Source organism: Paracoccus lichenicola, assembly GCF_009708075.1.
GTDB lineage: Bacteria > Pseudomonadota > Alphaproteobacteria > Rhodobacterales > Rhodobacteraceae > Paracoccus > Paracoccus lichenicola.
Genome location: NZ_WMBT01000001.1, coordinates 282,599 through 296,332, shown reverse-complemented (window position 1 = coordinate 296,332; position 13,734 = coordinate 282,599). Strand labels below are relative to the sequence as shown.

Here is a 13,734-nt window from a genome sequence, read left to right as displayed (position 1 = left end):
ATAGCGGGAACAAGCGGCACCAAGCGTTCCGGGGGTTTGAACCCGAATGCCTTTCGCCCCGCCCAAGATCAAGGCTGGATTATCGGCAAAGACCAGATTTTTCCAACTTTTTCGTGACCCGGCCCTGAAGGGGCGCCGGGGCTGCGGCAGATTGCCCCGGCGCCGTCAGACCTCGACCTCGATCCGGCCCATGGGATGGGAACAGCAGGCGAGGATATAGCCCTCGGCGATGTCGTCGTCGCTGATGCCGCCGTTGTGGACCATGTGCACCTCGCCCGAGATTTTCCTGATCTTGCAGGTGCCGCACAGGCCGAAGGTGCAGCCGGACGGGATGTTCAGCCCCGACCGCTTGGCCACCGCCAGAACCGTGTCGGTTTCCGCGCAGGGGGCGGTGACGCCGCTGGCGGCGAAGGTGATCTGGGCCTTGGCGCCTTCCTCGGGGGCCACGTCGTCGATCACCGGGGCGTCGGCCTCGGTCCTGACGGGGGCGCCGAAGCTTTCCTGGTGGTAATGGTCCATGTCGAAGCCCAGCGACACCAGCATGTCGCGCACCGACTGCATGAAGGGTTCCGGCCCGCAGCAGAAGACCTCTCGCTCCAGGTAATCTGGCGCCATCAGGCCCAGCATGATCTGGTTCAGGCGGCCCAGATAGCCGGTCCAGGCGGTGAAGGGGTCGTTCTGCTCGACCGTGAAGCGCAGTTGCAGGCCGGGCACGCGGTCGGCGAACTGTTCCAGGCGGCGGCGGAAGATGATGTCGGACGGGCTGCGGGCGGCGTGGACGAAGACGATGTCCGGCATCTCGCCCGAATCCCACGCCCAGGTGGTCATCGACATCATCGGCGTGACGCCCGACCCGGCCGAGATGAACAGGTGCTTCTTCGCCGGGTGCCGCAGGCTGGTGAAGATCCCCGACGGGCCATAGGCCTTGATCCGCATCCCCGGCCGCAGGTGGTCCAGCATCCACCGGGTCGCCAGCGACATGCGCTGCGCCTTGACCGTGACCGAGATCGACAAGGGCCGCGACGGGCTGGAACTGATCGTGTAGGTCCGCTGGATGTTGCCGCCGGGCAGGGGCAGGTCCAGCGTCAGGAACTGCCCCGGCTGGTAATCGAACCACGCCCCCGACGGCGCCCGAAAGGTGAAGGTGGCGGCGTCCGCGGTTTCGGGGACCACCATCGCGCATTCCAGCAACTCGTCGTCGGACCACGGTTCCGTGGCCCAGTTCAGGCGTGGTTTCTTCATGTGGTCCTTCACTCCGCCGCGACGCTTGCCGGGGTCAGGCGCCGGGCCATCAACCCGCAATACCAGTCGATCAGGTGGATGACGCCCGCTTCCTGCGTGGGCGAATAGGGACCGGGCTGATAGGCGGGCGACAGGATGCCGCGCTGATTTTCCTCGACCACCTGGCGGTCCTCGTCATTGGTCGCCAGCCAGACCTCGGTCAGTTTCTGAAGGTCGTAGTCCACGCCCTCGACCGCGTCCTTGTGGACCAGCCATTTCGACGTGACCTCGGTTTCCGTGGGGCTGATGGGCAGCACGCGAAAGACGATGGCGTGATCGGGCAGGAAGTGGTTCCAGCTTGACGGGAAGTGATAGAACATCAGGCTGCCCGCGTCGTTCCAGGGGATCGTCCCCATGCGGCGCGACACGGCCGCCTTGCCCGACATGGTGAAGCTTTCCTGGTTGTCCATCAGCGGCACGCGGGCCATGCGCCACTGCATGTCGGGCGTGTTGACGAAGCGCGAGGGCAGGTTTGCCGCATCGCAGCGCGCCCAGTGGTCCAGGATCTCGGGCGAGGCCGAATTCGGGCCTTCCATCACCGTCATCAGCGGATCGTCGGAATAGGTCCGGCACAGCGAGGGGTGGGAACCGCCGCAGTGATAGCATTCGCGGTTGTTTTCCATCACCAGCTTCCAGTTGCCCTTCTCGATGATGGTCGAGGTGAAGGCGACCTTGCTGTCGGCCAGGCCCGAAGGCGCGACATAGCGCGTCAGGTTGGCGGCCAGGTCGTTGATGGCGGGCGGGATCTGGGCCAGGCAGATGAAGACCATGCCGCCCAGATCGACGCAATGGACCGGCTTCAACCCGTATTTGCTGGCGTCGAAGTCCTCGCCCATGTCGCGGGCATACAGAAGCTTGCCGTCCAGGTCATAGGTCCACTGGTGATAAGGGCAGACCAGCTTCGGATTGGACCCGTTCGTCTTGGCGCACAGCCGCTGGCCGCGGTGGCGGCAGACGTTGTGGAAGGCGCGCACGCGGCCATCCCCGCCGCGCACCACGATCACCGGATAGGCGCCCACGTTCAGCGTGACGAAGTTGCCGGTCTTGGGGATTTCGCAGGACGGCAGCGCGAAAAGCCATTCGCGATACCAGATCTGTTCCAGGTCGTCCTGGAAGGCCTGCTGCCCGCAATACAATTCGCGGGGCAGGGAAAAGCCGGGGACGCGTTCGGCGATCAGGCTGGCGGTCGAGGTCGTGTTCATGTCTGGACCCATGGAGGTGCTGGCTGCTATGGGGTGCAAATTAGCCGCATCCTGGCAAGGCCATGGCAAAATTACGACCTTGCAGGGCGCGATTGAGACATGGGCCAAATCATCGTTCCCCGACCGCCGGATGGCTTCCGAAAGTTATCCACAGGGAATTTCCCGGAGAGGCTGGAACCTCGTTCGCCTTCCATATATTGTTAGGGTGAAGATGATTTGTCCCAGATGATGTGGCTGCAACGGTTTGTGGTTGTTTCGCAACAGATGGGAAAACGTCTGGACCGGATGGAAAGACACCGTTTGCCTGCCCTTGGCGGTTGCGGCAGTCTGACAGGAAAACGACACCGGGCAGGCCTGATGGAACGGCGCGTGGGACTTCGTCCCGCGGCCTGTTTGGCCCTGCCCAAAGCAGAAGGAGCAGTGGGCATGACCATCACCGTTTATTCCAAACCCGCCTGCGTGCAATGCACCGCGACGACGCGCGCGCTTGACGCCCGCGGCCTGTCCTATGACGTGATCGACCTGACCGAAGACGAGGCCGCGATGGCCCGCGTCGTGGCACTTGGCTATCGCCAGGCGCCGGTGGTGATCGCGGGCGATGCGCATTGGGCGGGCTTCCGGCCCGACATGATCGGCCGGCTGGCCTGACCGGCCATGGCGGGCCTGGTCTTCTATTCCTCGGCCTCGGGCAACACGGCGCGATTTGTCGCGCGGTTGGGCCTGCCCGCGCTGCGGATCCCGATCCGGCCCGCCGATCCGATGCCGGCCGTGGACGCGCCCTTCGTGCTGATCTGCCCGACCTATGCCGACGGGCAGGGGCGCGGCGCGGTGCCGAAGCCCGTGATCCGGTTCCTCAACGATCCCCGCCGCCGCGCCTTGCTGCGGGGCGTGATCGGCGCGGGCAACCGCAATTTCGGCGCGACCTATGCGCTGTCGGCCCGCGTCATCGCGGAGAAATGCGACGTCCCCGTGTTGTGGCGGTTCGAGCTGGCGGGGACGGAAACCGATATTCAAAAGGTCCGCGCGGGCCTTCATCAATTCCGGGGGTTGGAATGCTTGACGGTCTGAAACCAGAACTGGACTATCACGCGCTGAACGCGATGCTGAACCTGTATGACGCCGACGGGCGCATCCGGTTCGACGCCGACCGCATGGCCGCGCGGCAGTATTTCCTGCAGCACGTGAACCAGAACACCGTCTTCTTCCATTCCCTGGACGAGAAGCTGGATTACCTGGTCGAGGAGGGTTACTACGAACCCGAAGTCCTGGACCAGTATTCCAGGAACTTCCAGCGCGCGATCTGGGACGCGGCCTTCAAGCGCAAGTTCCGCTTTCCCACCTTCCTGGGCGCGTTCAAGTATTATACCAGCTATACGCTCAAGACCCGCGACGGGCAGCGTTACCTGGAACGCTATGAAGACCGTGTGGTCATGGTCGCCCTGACGCTGGCGCGCGGGGACGAGGCGCTGGCCATGCGCTTCATGGAGGAGATGCTGTCGGGCCGCTTCCAACCCGCCACGCCGACCTTCCTCAACGCCGGGAAAAAGTCGCGGGGCGAGCTGATTTCCTGCTTCCTGCTGCGGATCGAGGACAACATGGAGTCCATCGGCCGGTCAATCAATTCCGCCCTGCAACTGTCCAAGCGTGGCGGTGGCGTGGCCTTGATGCTGACCAACCTGCGGGAAGCCGGGGCGCCCATCAAGGGGATCGAGAACCAGTCGTCGGGCGTGATCCCGGTGATGAAGCTGCTGGAGGATTCGTTCAGCTATGCCAACCAGCTTGGCGCGCGGCAGGGGGCGGGGGCGGTTTATCTGAACGCCCACCACCCCGACATCATGCGCTTCCTGGACACCAAGCGCGAGAACGCGGACGAGAAGATCCGCATCAAGACGCTGAGCCTTGGCGTGGTGATCCCCGACATCACCTTCGAGCTGGCGAAAAAGAACGCCGACATGTACCTGTTCTCGCCCCACGACGTGCAGAAGGTCTATGGGGTGCCGTTCTCGGAAATCTCGGTTTCCGAGAAATACGCCGAGATGGTGGACGACAAGCGCATCAAGAAGCGCAAGATCAACGCGCGCGAGTTCTTCCAGACCATCGCCGAGATCCAGTTCGAGAGCGGCTATCCCTACATCATGTTCGAGGACACGGTGAACCGCGCCAACCCCGTGCATGGCCGCATCACCATGTCGAACCTGTGCAGCGAAATCCTGCAAGTCAACGAGGCGTCCGAGTTCAACGAGGATCTGAGCTATTCCCACCTGGGCACGGACATTTCCTGCAACCTGGGCTCGCTGAACATCGCCGCGACCATGGACGGTCCCGACTTCGGCGGCACGGTCGAGGCCGCGATCCGCGCGCTGACCGCCGTGTCGGAAATGTCTGCCATCGAGGCTGTCCCGTCCATCCGCCGCGGCAACGACGAGGCGCACGCGGTGGGCCTTGGCCAGATGAACCTGCACGGCTTTTTGGCGCGGGAACGCATCCATTACGGCAGCCCCGAGGGGGTGGAGTTCACGTCTGTCTATTTCGCCGCCGTGGCCTTTCACGCGATCCGCGCGTCGAACCTGCTGGCGCAGGAAAAGGGGGCGAGTTTCCGTGATTTCGAGAAGTCGAAATACGCGGACGGCACGTTCTTCGACAAATACGTCAGCCGCGACTGGCTGCCCACGCTGCCCGACGTGGCGCGGGTCTTCGGGAACGTGACCCTGCCCACGCGCGAGGATTGGGCCGCGCTGAAGGCCGACGTGATGAAGCACGGGCTGTACAACCGCAACCTCCAGGCGGTGCCGCCGACCGGGTCGATCAGCTATATCAACAACTCGACCAGCTCGATCCACCCCATCGTGTCCAAGATCGAGATCCGCAAGGAAGGCAAGATCGGCCGCGTCTATTACCCCGCAGCCTTCATGTCGAACGACAACCTGGAATACTATCGCGACGCCTACGAGATCGGTCCCGACGCGATCATCGACACCTATGCCGCCGCGACGGAACACGTGGACCAGGGCCTGAGCCTCACGCTGTTCTTCCCGTCCGAGGCTACGACCCGCGACATCAACCGCGCGCAGATCCATGCCTGGAAGAAGGGCATCAAGACGATCTATTACATCCGCCTGCGCCAGACCGCGCTGGAGGGGACCGAGGTCCAGGGCTGCGTGTCCTGCACGTTGTGACGGCCGTTGCGCCGGGGGTTTCACACCCCCGGACCCCCGTGGGATATTTATGCAAAGATGAAAGGGGTTCTTCGGGATGAAGGATCAGGTGATGCAGACGGTCGCGCGCGCGATCAACTGGAACCGGCTGGATGACGACAAGGATCTGGAGGTCTGGAACCGGCTGACGGTGAACTTCTGGCTGCCGGAAAAGGTGCCGCTGTCCAACGACGTGCAAAGCTGGGCCACGCTGCGGCCCGCCGAGCGCGAGCTGACGATCCGCGTCTTCACCGGGCTGACGCTGCTCGACACCGTGCAGAACACGGTCGGCGCGCCCTCGATGATGCCTGACGCCATCACCCCGCACGAGGAAGCCGTGCTGTCCAACATCGCCTTCATGGAGGCGGTCCATGCGCGGTCCTATTCCTCGATCTTCTCGACCCTGTGCCTGACCAAGGAGGTAGACGAGGCCTTCCGCTGGGCCGAGGAGAACCCCCATCTGCAAGCCAAGGCGCGGCTGATCCTGGAGGAATACAAGGCCGGGTCCGATCCGCTGAAGCGCAAGGTTGCGTCGGTCTTCCTGGAAAGCTTCCTGTTCTATTCGGGCTTCTACCTGCCCATGTACTGGTCCTCGCGCGCCAAGCTGACCAACACCGCCGACCTGATCCGCCTGATCATCCGGGACGAGGCGGTGCATGGCTACTATGTCGGCTACAAGTTCCAGCGCGGCTTGGAGCGCGTGGACGAGGCGCGGCGGGCGGAACTCAAGGACTTCGCCTTCTCGCTAATGTTCGAGCTTTACGACATCGAGCAGAACTATACCGCCGAGCTTTACGACGGCATCGGGTTGACCGAGGACGTGAAGGCCTTCCTGCATTACAACGCCAACAAGGCGCTGCAGAACCTTGGTTATGAAGCCCTTTTCCCGCCTGCCGCCTGCGAGGTGAACCCCGCGATCCTGGCCGCGCTGTCGCCTGACAGCGAGAACCACGATTTCTTCAGCGGGTCGGGTTCGTCCTATGTCATCGGCAAGGCCGTCGCGACCGAGGACGAGGACTGGGATTTCTGAAGCCCGCGCAGGACGGCGGGGATCAGGTCCGGCAGGTCGTCGGCGATCAGGCCGGGGCCGAAACCGCGGGCGGTCTGGGCGTGGATGAGCGTGCCTAGGCTGGCGGCGTCCAGCGGTTGAAACCCGCGCGCCAGAAGGCCGGCGATCATCCCCGCCAGCACGTCGCCCGCGCCTGCGGTGGCGAGCCAAGGCACGTCGAAGGCGGAATGGAGGCGGGCGCTGCCGTCGGGGGCGGCAATGACCGTATCGGGGCCTTTCAGCAGGACCACGGCCCCGCAGCGGGCGGCGGCTTCGCGGGCGGCGTCCAGCTTGGAATAGGCGGGACCTTGGGTCCACTCGATCATTTCGCAGTTGTAGCGTGCCATGTCGGCGCTGAACTGGGCCAGCCGGCCAGGGTCGCCTGCATCGACATGGCGGAGTCGGGCAGGCGGCTTCGGCCCTTCCATCTGCCGCGCGAGATCCGGGAACAGGCGGGCGAACTCGCCCATGTGCGGGGTCAGCACGCAGTCGCGGTGAAGCGCCGCCATGAGGGCAGGGTCATGCGACAGGGCGGTCAGCGCATCGGCATCCAGCACGGTGGCGCGTCGGGCGGGCAGGGCGGCCGCCAGCAGGTCCGCCGACCGGTCGATGCCGCAGCCGGGACCGAAGCACAGGGCGTTGATGCGGCTGTCCGCCAGGGCCTCGCGCAGGTCGCCGCCGCCGTCGATGGCGCGGCGCATCAGGGCATCCGGCTGGCCCGCGTGTTCAGGCAGCGCGTCTTGCGGCGGCGCGATGGTCGCAAGACCCGCGCCGATCCGCAGCGCCGTGCGGGCGGACAGGCGCGCGGCGCCGCCCTTGGCGGGGCCTCCGGCAAGGATCAGGGCGTGGCCGTGGCCGTATTTGTGCGGGCTTGCGGACGAATGCTTCCCCAGCCGGTCCGACAGCGGAACCCCGATCCGCCGCCCGTCGCGAATGTCGAACCTTGGCCAGATCGCCTCCAGCCTGGCTGGCCGCTGGCCCAGGCCGCCCGGATGGCGCTCTCTCCATTGGCGCAGCCCGATGTCCGCCACGACCAGTTCGCCGCACAGGGCCGGGCCGAGGCCGATCAGATGGCCGGGCTTGGGGCTGTCGAAGGCCACGGTCAGCCGGGCAGGGCTGTCGAACGTGCCGCGCCCCGGAGGAAGGGCGGGCGCCTTGCCGCTGTCCATGCAGAACCCGCTCGGACAATCCACGGCAACCAGACGACGGCAGTAATAGGCTCCATCTCCGCCCCGGCCAAAGACTCGGGCCAAGATGTTGGCGATCTCGCCCTCGGGCGGACGGGTCAGGCCGGTGCCGAAGATGGCATCGACATAGACATCGCTTTCCGTCCCGCTCTGCAATTCCTGCTCCGTCAGCGGCGCGATCCCCCCGATCTCCCGCCACCGCCGCCTCATCTCGCCCGCGTCCGGCCCGGGCGTGTTGTCCATCCCCAGCACCCGCACCCGCCATTCCGCCCGGTGCAGCAGCCGCGCCACCACATAGCCGTCGCCGCCGTTGTTGCCCGGCCCGCACAGCACCGTCGCGCGCCCGGCCTTGGGCCAGCGCAGGCGAATCTGGCCTGCGACCGCGCGGCCCGCCCGCTCCATCAGCTCCAACCCCGTCACCTGTCCGCTGGCCATGGCTGCGGATTCGATGGCGCGCATTTGGGCGGTCGTCAGGACTTCGGTGCCTTCCAGCATGGCAACTGCCCTTTTCTTCATCATAAAGCACAAAAAACAGGCAACCGAACCTTGCCCGACCGATTGCCGCGGCAAACCACGCGACACCCCGTTTACCCGTGCCATGAAACCCGCCAATCAGGCGACAGGCAAGCCGCGAGGAAGGATCATTGCGATGAAGAAGGTCGAGGCGATCATCAAGCCGTTCAAGCTGGACGACGTGAAGGAGGCGCTGCAAGAGGTGGGCGTGCAGGGTCTTTCCGTCACCGAGGTCAAGGGCTTTGGCCGCCAGAAGGGCCACACGGAACTGTATCGCGGCGCGGAATACGTGGTCGATTTCCTGCCCAAGGTGAAGATCGAGATGGTGCTGCCCGACGACCAGGTCGATGCGGCGGTGGACGCCATCATCAGCGCGGCCCGCACCGAAAAGATCGGCGATGGCAAGATTTTCGTTTCGCCTGTCGAGCAGGCAATCCGCATCCGCACGGGTGAAACCGGCGACGACGCCGTCTGAACACAACAAGAAACAGCATCCCAACAGGACTTTCAGGCCCGGTTCCGCTAAGGCCGGGCCGCATCTACGCAGAAAGGGAAGAGATGACAGTCAATGACGTTTTGAAGCTGCTGAAGGATGAGGAGGTCGCCTATGTGGATGTCCGCTTCACCGATCCCAAGGGCAAGCTTCAGCATGTGACGCTGGATGTCGATCTGATCGACGAGGACTTCTTCGAGGAAGGCTTCATGTTCGACGGCAGCTCGATCGCCGGGTGGAAATCCATCGACCAGTCCGACATGAAGCTGATGCCCGATGCCGCCTCGGCCTATCTGGATCCGTTCTATGCCGAAAAGACGCTTTGCGTGCATTGCAACGTGGTCGAACCCGACACGGGCGAGGCCTATGCCCGCGACCCGCGCGGCACGGCGGTCAAGGCCGAGGCCTACCTGAAGTCCTCGGGGATCGGCGACGCGGCCTATTTCGGTCCCGAGGCCGAGTTCTTCATCTTCGACGACGTGCGCTATCAGGTGACGCCGCAGAAGGTGTCCTACCAGATCGACGCGACCGACGCCGCCTGGAACACCGACACCGAATACGAGATGGGCAACCAGGGCCATCGCGCGGCCCACAAGGGCGGCTATTTCCCGGTGAACCCCATCGACGCCGCCCAGGACATCCGCGGCGAGATGCTGTCCACGATGAAGCGCATGGGCATGAAGGTGGACAAGCACCACCACGAGGTCGCCTCCGCGCAGCACGAGCTGGGGCTGATCTTCGGCGGGCTGACCGAGCAGGCCGACAACATCCAGAAATACAAGTACGTCATCCACAACGTCGCCCACGCCTATGGCAAGTCGGTGACGTTCATGCCCAAGCCCATGAAGGGCGACAACGGGTCGGGGATGCACGTCAACATGTCGATCTGGAAGGACGGCAAGCCGTTGTTCTCGGGCGACAAGTACGCCGACCTGAGCCAGGAGGCGCTGTATTTCATCGGTGGCATCCTCAAGCACGCCAAGGCGCTGAACGCGCTGACGAACCCGTCCACCAACAGCTACAAGCGGCTGATCCCGGGCTTCGAGGCCCCCGTGCTGCGCGCCTATTCGGCCCGCAACCGCTCGGGCTGCGTGCGGATTCCGTGGACCGAGTCGCCGAAAGCCAAGCGCGTCGAGGCCCGCTTCCCCGATCCGGCGGCCAACCCCTATCTGGCCTTCGCGGCCCTGCTGATGGCGGGCCTGGACGGGATCAAGAACCGGATCGACCCCGGCCCCGCGTCGGACAAGGATCTGTACGACCTGCCGCCCGAGGAACTGGCCGAAATCCCGACCGTCTGCGGTTCCCTGCGCGAGGCGCTGGAGGAGCTGGAGAAGGACATGGACTTCCTGCTGGCGGGCGACGTGTTCACCCGCGACCAGCTGGAATCCTACATCAAGCTGAAGTGGGAAGAGGTCTATGCCTACGAGCATACGCCCCATCCCATCGAATACGCGATGTATTACAGCTGCTGACAGCTTCGGGACAGTGACCCGGAAAGGCGCCCTTCGGGGCGCCTTTTTCATGGCAGCCGCAGGCTGGTCGCGAAATCCAGGAAGATGCGCATCGCCCCGGTCAGCAGCTTGCCCGAGGGATAGACGAGGTTCACCGGCAGGTCGGGCAGGGTATAGTCGGTCATCAGCGCGTCCAGCCTGCCCGCCGCGATGTCGTCGCGCACGATGAATTCGGGCAGCAGGGCAAGCCCCCTGCCATTCAGCGCCATGGAATGCAGCAGTTCGGTATTGTTGCTGGAAAAGCTGGGCCGGACCGGCTGGCGGATGGTCCGGCTGCCCCGCCGCAGCGGCCAGGTCATCGTGCCGGGCAGGTTGGTGTAATGCAGGCAATCGTGGCGCAGCAGATCGGCGGGCCGTTCCGGGCGCCCGGCCCGCGCCAGATACCCGGGCGCGGCGACCAGCAGGATCTGCACCGAATGCAGGCGCCGGGCGTGCAGGGTCGAATCCGCAAGGTTGCCGATGCGGATCACCGCGTCGAAGCCGTCGCCCACGATGTCGCTGGCGCCGTCGTCCAGCACGACCTGCAACCGGATGTCGCGATAGCGTTCCATGAAGTCCAGCAGGTGCGGTTGCAGGACCTTCAGCGTGTAGAAGATCGGACTGCCGATCTTCAGCGCGCCGGATTGGCTGGTGGTGGTCGCCTTGACGGCCTCGGTCGCGGCATCCAGCCGGGCCAGCACCTCGCGCAACTCGCGGCTGTAGGACAGGCCCGCGGCGGTGGGCGTCACCTTGCGCGTGGTGCGCACCAGCAGGCGGACGCCCAGATGGGCCTCCAGATCCGCGACATGCTTGCTGCACAGGCTGCGGGAAATGCCCATGCGGCCGGCGGCGGCGGCAAAGCTGCCTTCGTCCACGACGCTGACGAAGGTGCGGAAAACGCTGATATCCATGGCCTTACCATGCACCGGGCCGGGACAAAGGAAAACCGCCCCAAGGGGGGCGGCGTCCGGGATGCCGGCTGCGCGATCAGCGCGTATAGGTCGAGCGGGGACCGGGGGCCGAGAAATCGCTGACCGTCAGTTCCGCGTCGGCGGGCAGGCCCAGGCGGGCAAGTTCCTTGCCGGACAGCACCTGGCCCGCCTTGACCTGCACGGGGTTCTGCGCCGTGACCGGGGCCTTGGGCACGTCGTTGTGGCCGTTGGTCTCGTTCAGGCCGGTGGCCTGGGCCGCGCCCGCCGCCAGAACCAGTGCGCCGATAAGGGTTGCAACGTTTTTCATCGGTTCATTCCTTCTGTGTTCATTCGATGACAGAGAGATAAGCCCATGAAATCGAAACCATTAGCCCGACGAGACTGGCTTCAGTGTTCGATGATGCTGCACAATCCCGTCCTGCCCGAAGGGTCAGCCCAGGCCAAGCAGGCGGACCGCCTGGGCCACCTGATCCCCGGCCGACAGCGCCATGTCGATCACCACGCCGTCCTCGTCCGCCGCCAGCGGCTCCAGCGTCGCCAGTTGCGAGTCCAGCAACTGGGGCGGGAAGAAATGCCCGGCGCGGTGGTTCAGCCGGTCCGCCAGCAACTCGCGCGTGCCGTGGACATGCAGGAACCGGACGCGCGGCGCGCCCGTGCGCAGGATGTCGCGATAGGCGCGCTTCAGCGACGAACAGCCCAGGACCGAGCTTTCGCCCCGCGCCTCGGCCGCCGCGATCTGGTCGGCCAGCGCCTGCAGCCAGGGCGCGCGGTCGGCGTCCATCAGGGGCGTGCCATGGGCCATCTTGTCCACGTTCGACTGGGGGTGGAAAGCGTCGCCCTCGACAAAGGGCCAGCCCAGATGGGCGGCGAGCGCCAGGCCCGTGGTGGTCTTGCCCGCGCCCGACACGCCCATGACGACGATATGCTGCGGGCCGGTCACAGCAGCCACCAGCCCATCAGGGCGAAGGCGAAGGCGGTCAGGCCGATGGTCGTTTCCATCACGGTCCAGGTGCGCAGGGTGGTCTTTTCATCCATCTTCAGGAAACGCCCGACCAGCCAGAAGCCCGAATCGTTGAAATGGCTCAGCACCGTGGCGCCGCCCGCGATGGCGATGACCAGGAAGCACAGGTCCAGTTCGCTCAGGCCCGGCGTGGCGGCGACGGTGGGGGCGATCAGGCCGGCGGTGGTGGTCAGCGCCACCGTGGCCGACCCCTGGGCCACGCGCAGCGCGGTGGCGATCACGAAGGCCGCGACGATCAGCGGCAGGCCCACCGATTGCAGGCTGCCCGCCAGGGCCTCGCCAATGCCGCTGGCGCGCAGCACGCCGCCGAACATGCCGCCCGCGCCCGTGACCAGCACGATGGCGCAGATCGGGCCAAGCGCGCCGTCCACGATCTTTTCCATGCGCGCCGGATCCGTGCCGCGTCCCAGCAGGTAAAGCGCGATCAGCAGCGTGATCAGCAGGGCAACCGGGGTCTGGCCCAGCATCCGCAGCAGGCTGACCCAACCGCCATCGCCATTCACGACCCCTGCCGTCGCCAGCGTGTTCAGCCCGGTGTTCAGGAAGATCAGCAGCAGCGGCAGCAGCAGGATCAACAGGACGGTGCCGAAGGCCGGCGGCTTTCCGGTCAGCTTGTGTTCCTCATTCGCGCCCAGCAGTTCCGGCACCGGCACGTTGAAGCGCCGGCCCAGGACCATCGAGACCAGATAGCTGCCGACATACCAGGTGGGGATCGCCACGATCGTGCCGACGATCAGCAGCAGGCCGATGTCCGCCCCCAGCAGGTCGCCCGAGGCGACCGGGCCGGGATGCGGCGGCACAAGCGCGTGCATGACGGCAAAGGCCCCCGCGGCGGGCAGGGCGTAAAGAAGGACCGACCCGCCGAACCGCAACGCCACGCTGAAGATGATGGGCAGCATCACCATCAGGCCCGCGTCGAAGAAGATCGGAAAGCCGAACAGCAGCGAGGCGATGCCAAGCGCGAAGGGCGCGCGCCGTTCGCCGAACTTGTTGATCAGCCGGTCGGCCAGCACCTGCGCGCCGCCCGTGACTTCCAGCAGGCGGCCGATCATGGCGCCAAAGCCGACCAGCAGCGCGACCGTGGCCAGCGTGTTGCCAAAGCCGGTCAGCAGCGTCGGCACGATATCGGCCAGGGGGATCCCGGTCGCCAGGCCGGTCAGCAGGCTGACCAGCACCAGCGCGATGAAGGCGTGCAGCTTGAAGCGCATGATCAGGACCAGCAGCACCGCGACGGCGGCGGCGGCGACGGACAGCAGGAACAGCGTGCTGTGGATTGTTTCGATGGTTTCCAAGGGGCTTCTCCCGTTCGTTTGAACGACCTCTGCGTGATAGCGGTACCAAGGTCAACCGATGCTGCGCGGATGACGACGCGA

The 13,734-nt window shown here is 65.4% G+C and carries 13 protein-coding genes; 6 read left to right on the top strand and 7 right to left on the bottom strand.

Annotated elements, in window-relative coordinates:
* Positions 1-165: 165 nt before the first annotated feature.
* Both GIY56_RS01465 and GIY56_RS01460 read right to left on the bottom strand, forming a co-directional pair.
* Complete coding sequence (locus tag GIY56_RS01465) at positions 166-1,242, bottom strand: hybrid-cluster NAD(P)-dependent oxidoreductase (RefSeq protein WP_154763035.1); 1,077 nt, start codon at positions 1,240-1,242, stop codon at positions 166-168.
* An 8-nt stretch (positions 1,243-1,250) separates the two neighbouring features.
* A complete protein-coding gene (locus tag GIY56_RS01460; protein WP_407946933.1) occupies positions 1,251-2,495 on the bottom strand; it encodes an aromatic ring-hydroxylating oxygenase subunit alpha in 1,245 nt (414 codons plus the stop codon).
* Between the two features lie 414 nt (positions 2,496-2,909).
* On the opposite strand from GIY56_RS01460, the gene nrdH reads away from it, so the two are divergent.
* From nrdH to nrdF, 4 genes are all read left to right on the top strand, one after another.
* Complete coding sequence (gene nrdH, locus GIY56_RS01455) at positions 2,910-3,131, top strand: glutaredoxin-like protein NrdH (protein WP_154763034.1); 222 nt, start codon at positions 2,910-2,912, stop codon at positions 3,129-3,131.
* A gap of 6 nt (positions 3,132-3,137) precedes the next feature.
* Positions 3,138-3,551 (top strand): class Ib ribonucleoside-diphosphate reductase assembly flavoprotein NrdI, encoded by a 414-nt coding sequence (nrdI, locus tag GIY56_RS01450; RefSeq protein WP_154763033.1) that lies wholly within the window; start codon positions 3,138-3,140, stop codon positions 3,549-3,551.
* Positions 3,536-5,659 (top strand): class 1b ribonucleoside-diphosphate reductase subunit alpha, encoded by a 2,124-nt coding sequence (nrdE, locus tag GIY56_RS01445; RefSeq protein WP_154763032.1) that lies wholly within the window; start codon positions 3,536-3,538, stop codon positions 5,657-5,659. The genes nrdI and nrdE overlap by 16 nt, the downstream gene beginning before the upstream one ends.
* Before the next feature lie 91 nt (positions 5,660-5,750).
* Positions 5,751-6,707: a class 1b ribonucleoside-diphosphate reductase subunit beta gene (gene nrdF, locus GIY56_RS01440; RefSeq protein WP_407946932.1), complete on the top strand. Its 957-nt coding sequence runs from the start codon at positions 5,751-5,753 to the stop codon at positions 6,705-6,707.
* Here the strand turns inward: nrdF and GIY56_RS01435 are convergent.
* Positions 6,656-8,407: an NAD(P)H-hydrate epimerase gene (locus tag GIY56_RS01435; RefSeq protein WP_154763030.1), complete on the bottom strand. Its 1,752-nt coding sequence runs from the start codon at positions 8,405-8,407 to the stop codon at positions 6,656-6,658. The two genes, nrdF and GIY56_RS01435, sit on opposite strands and share 52 nt — an antisense overlap.
* 154 nt (positions 8,408-8,561) lie before the next feature.
* Here GIY56_RS01435 and GIY56_RS01430 point away from each other — a divergent pair, with 154 nt between their 5' ends.
* Together GIY56_RS01430 and glnA are read left to right on the top strand one after the other, a co-directional pair.
* A complete protein-coding gene (locus GIY56_RS01430; RefSeq protein ID WP_154763029.1) occupies positions 8,562-8,900 on the top strand; it encodes a P-II family nitrogen regulator in 339 nt (112 codons plus the stop codon).
* Between the two features lie 83 nt (positions 8,901-8,983).
* Complete coding sequence (glnA, locus tag GIY56_RS01425; protein WP_154763028.1) at positions 8,984-10,390, top strand: type I glutamate--ammonia ligase; 1,407 nt, start codon at positions 8,984-8,986, stop codon at positions 10,388-10,390.
* A 47-nt stretch (positions 10,391-10,437) separates the two neighbouring features.
* Here the strand turns inward: glnA and GIY56_RS01420 are convergent, their stop codons facing one another.
* The 4 genes from GIY56_RS01420 to GIY56_RS01405 all read right to left on the bottom strand — a co-directional run bounded on the left by GIY56_RS01420 (position 10,438) and on the right by GIY56_RS01405 (position 13,653).
* Positions 10,438-11,319 carry a LysR family transcriptional regulator gene (locus tag GIY56_RS01420; RefSeq protein WP_154763027.1) on the bottom strand — a complete coding sequence of 294 codons (882 nt, stop codon included), beginning with the start codon at positions 11,317-11,319 and terminating at the stop codon, positions 10,438-10,440.
* A 76-nt stretch (positions 11,320-11,395) separates the two neighbouring features.
* The gene (locus GIY56_RS01415; RefSeq protein ID WP_154763026.1) at positions 11,396-11,647 is read right to left on the bottom strand and encodes a hypothetical protein; all 252 of its coding nucleotides are present in this window, start codon (positions 11,645-11,647) and stop codon (positions 11,396-11,398) included.
* A 123-nt stretch (positions 11,648-11,770) separates the two neighbouring features.
* Positions 11,771-12,289 (bottom strand): gluconokinase, encoded by a 519-nt coding sequence (locus GIY56_RS01410; protein ID WP_328288405.1) that lies wholly within the window; start codon positions 12,287-12,289, stop codon positions 11,771-11,773.
* Positions 12,277-13,653 carry a GntP family permease gene (locus tag GIY56_RS01405; RefSeq protein ID WP_154763025.1) on the bottom strand — a complete coding sequence of 459 codons (1,377 nt, stop codon included), beginning with the start codon at positions 13,651-13,653 and terminating at the stop codon, positions 12,277-12,279. Before GIY56_RS01405 ends, GIY56_RS01410 begins: the two co-directional genes overlap by 13 nt.
* Positions 13,654-13,734 lie beyond the last annotated feature (81 nt).

Bases quoted from the DNA above. Each gene is read 5' to 3' on its own strand.
- nrdI (WP_154763033.1), top strand. From the start codon at position 3,138: ATGGCGGGCCTGGTCTTCTATTCCTCGGCCTCGGGCAACACGGCGCGA.
- GIY56_RS01420 (WP_154763027.1), bottom strand. From the start codon at position 11,319: ATGGATATCAGCGTTTTCCGCACCTTCGTCAGCGTCGTGGACGAAGGC.
- nrdE (WP_154763032.1), top strand. From the start codon at position 3,536: ATGCTTGACGGTCTGAAACCAGAACTGGACTATCACGCGCTGAACGCG.
- nrdH (WP_154763034.1), top strand. From the start codon at position 2,910: ATGACCATCACCGTTTATTCCAAACCCGCCTGCGTGCAATGCACCGCG.
- GIY56_RS01415 (WP_154763026.1), bottom strand. From the start codon at position 11,647: ATGAAAAACGTTGCAACCCTTATCGGCGCACTGGTTCTGGCGGCGGGC.
- nrdF (WP_407946932.1), top strand. From the start codon at position 5,751: ATGCAGACGGTCGCGCGCGCGATCAACTGGAACCGGCTGGATGACGAC.
- GIY56_RS01465 (WP_154763035.1), bottom strand. From the start codon at position 1,242: ATGAAGAAACCACGCCTGAACTGGGCCACGGAACCGTGGTCCGACGAC.
- GIY56_RS01460 (WP_407946933.1), bottom strand. From the start codon at position 2,495: ATGGGTCCAGACATGAACACGACCTCGACCGCCAGCCTGATCGCCGAA.
- glnA (WP_154763028.1), top strand. From the start codon at position 8,984: ATGACAGTCAATGACGTTTTGAAGCTGCTGAAGGATGAGGAGGTCGCC.
- GIY56_RS01435 (WP_154763030.1), bottom strand. From the start codon at position 8,407: ATGCTGGAAGGCACCGAAGTCCTGACGACCGCCCAAATGCGCGCCATC.
- GIY56_RS01430 (WP_154763029.1), top strand. From the start codon at position 8,562: ATGAAGAAGGTCGAGGCGATCATCAAGCCGTTCAAGCTGGACGACGTG.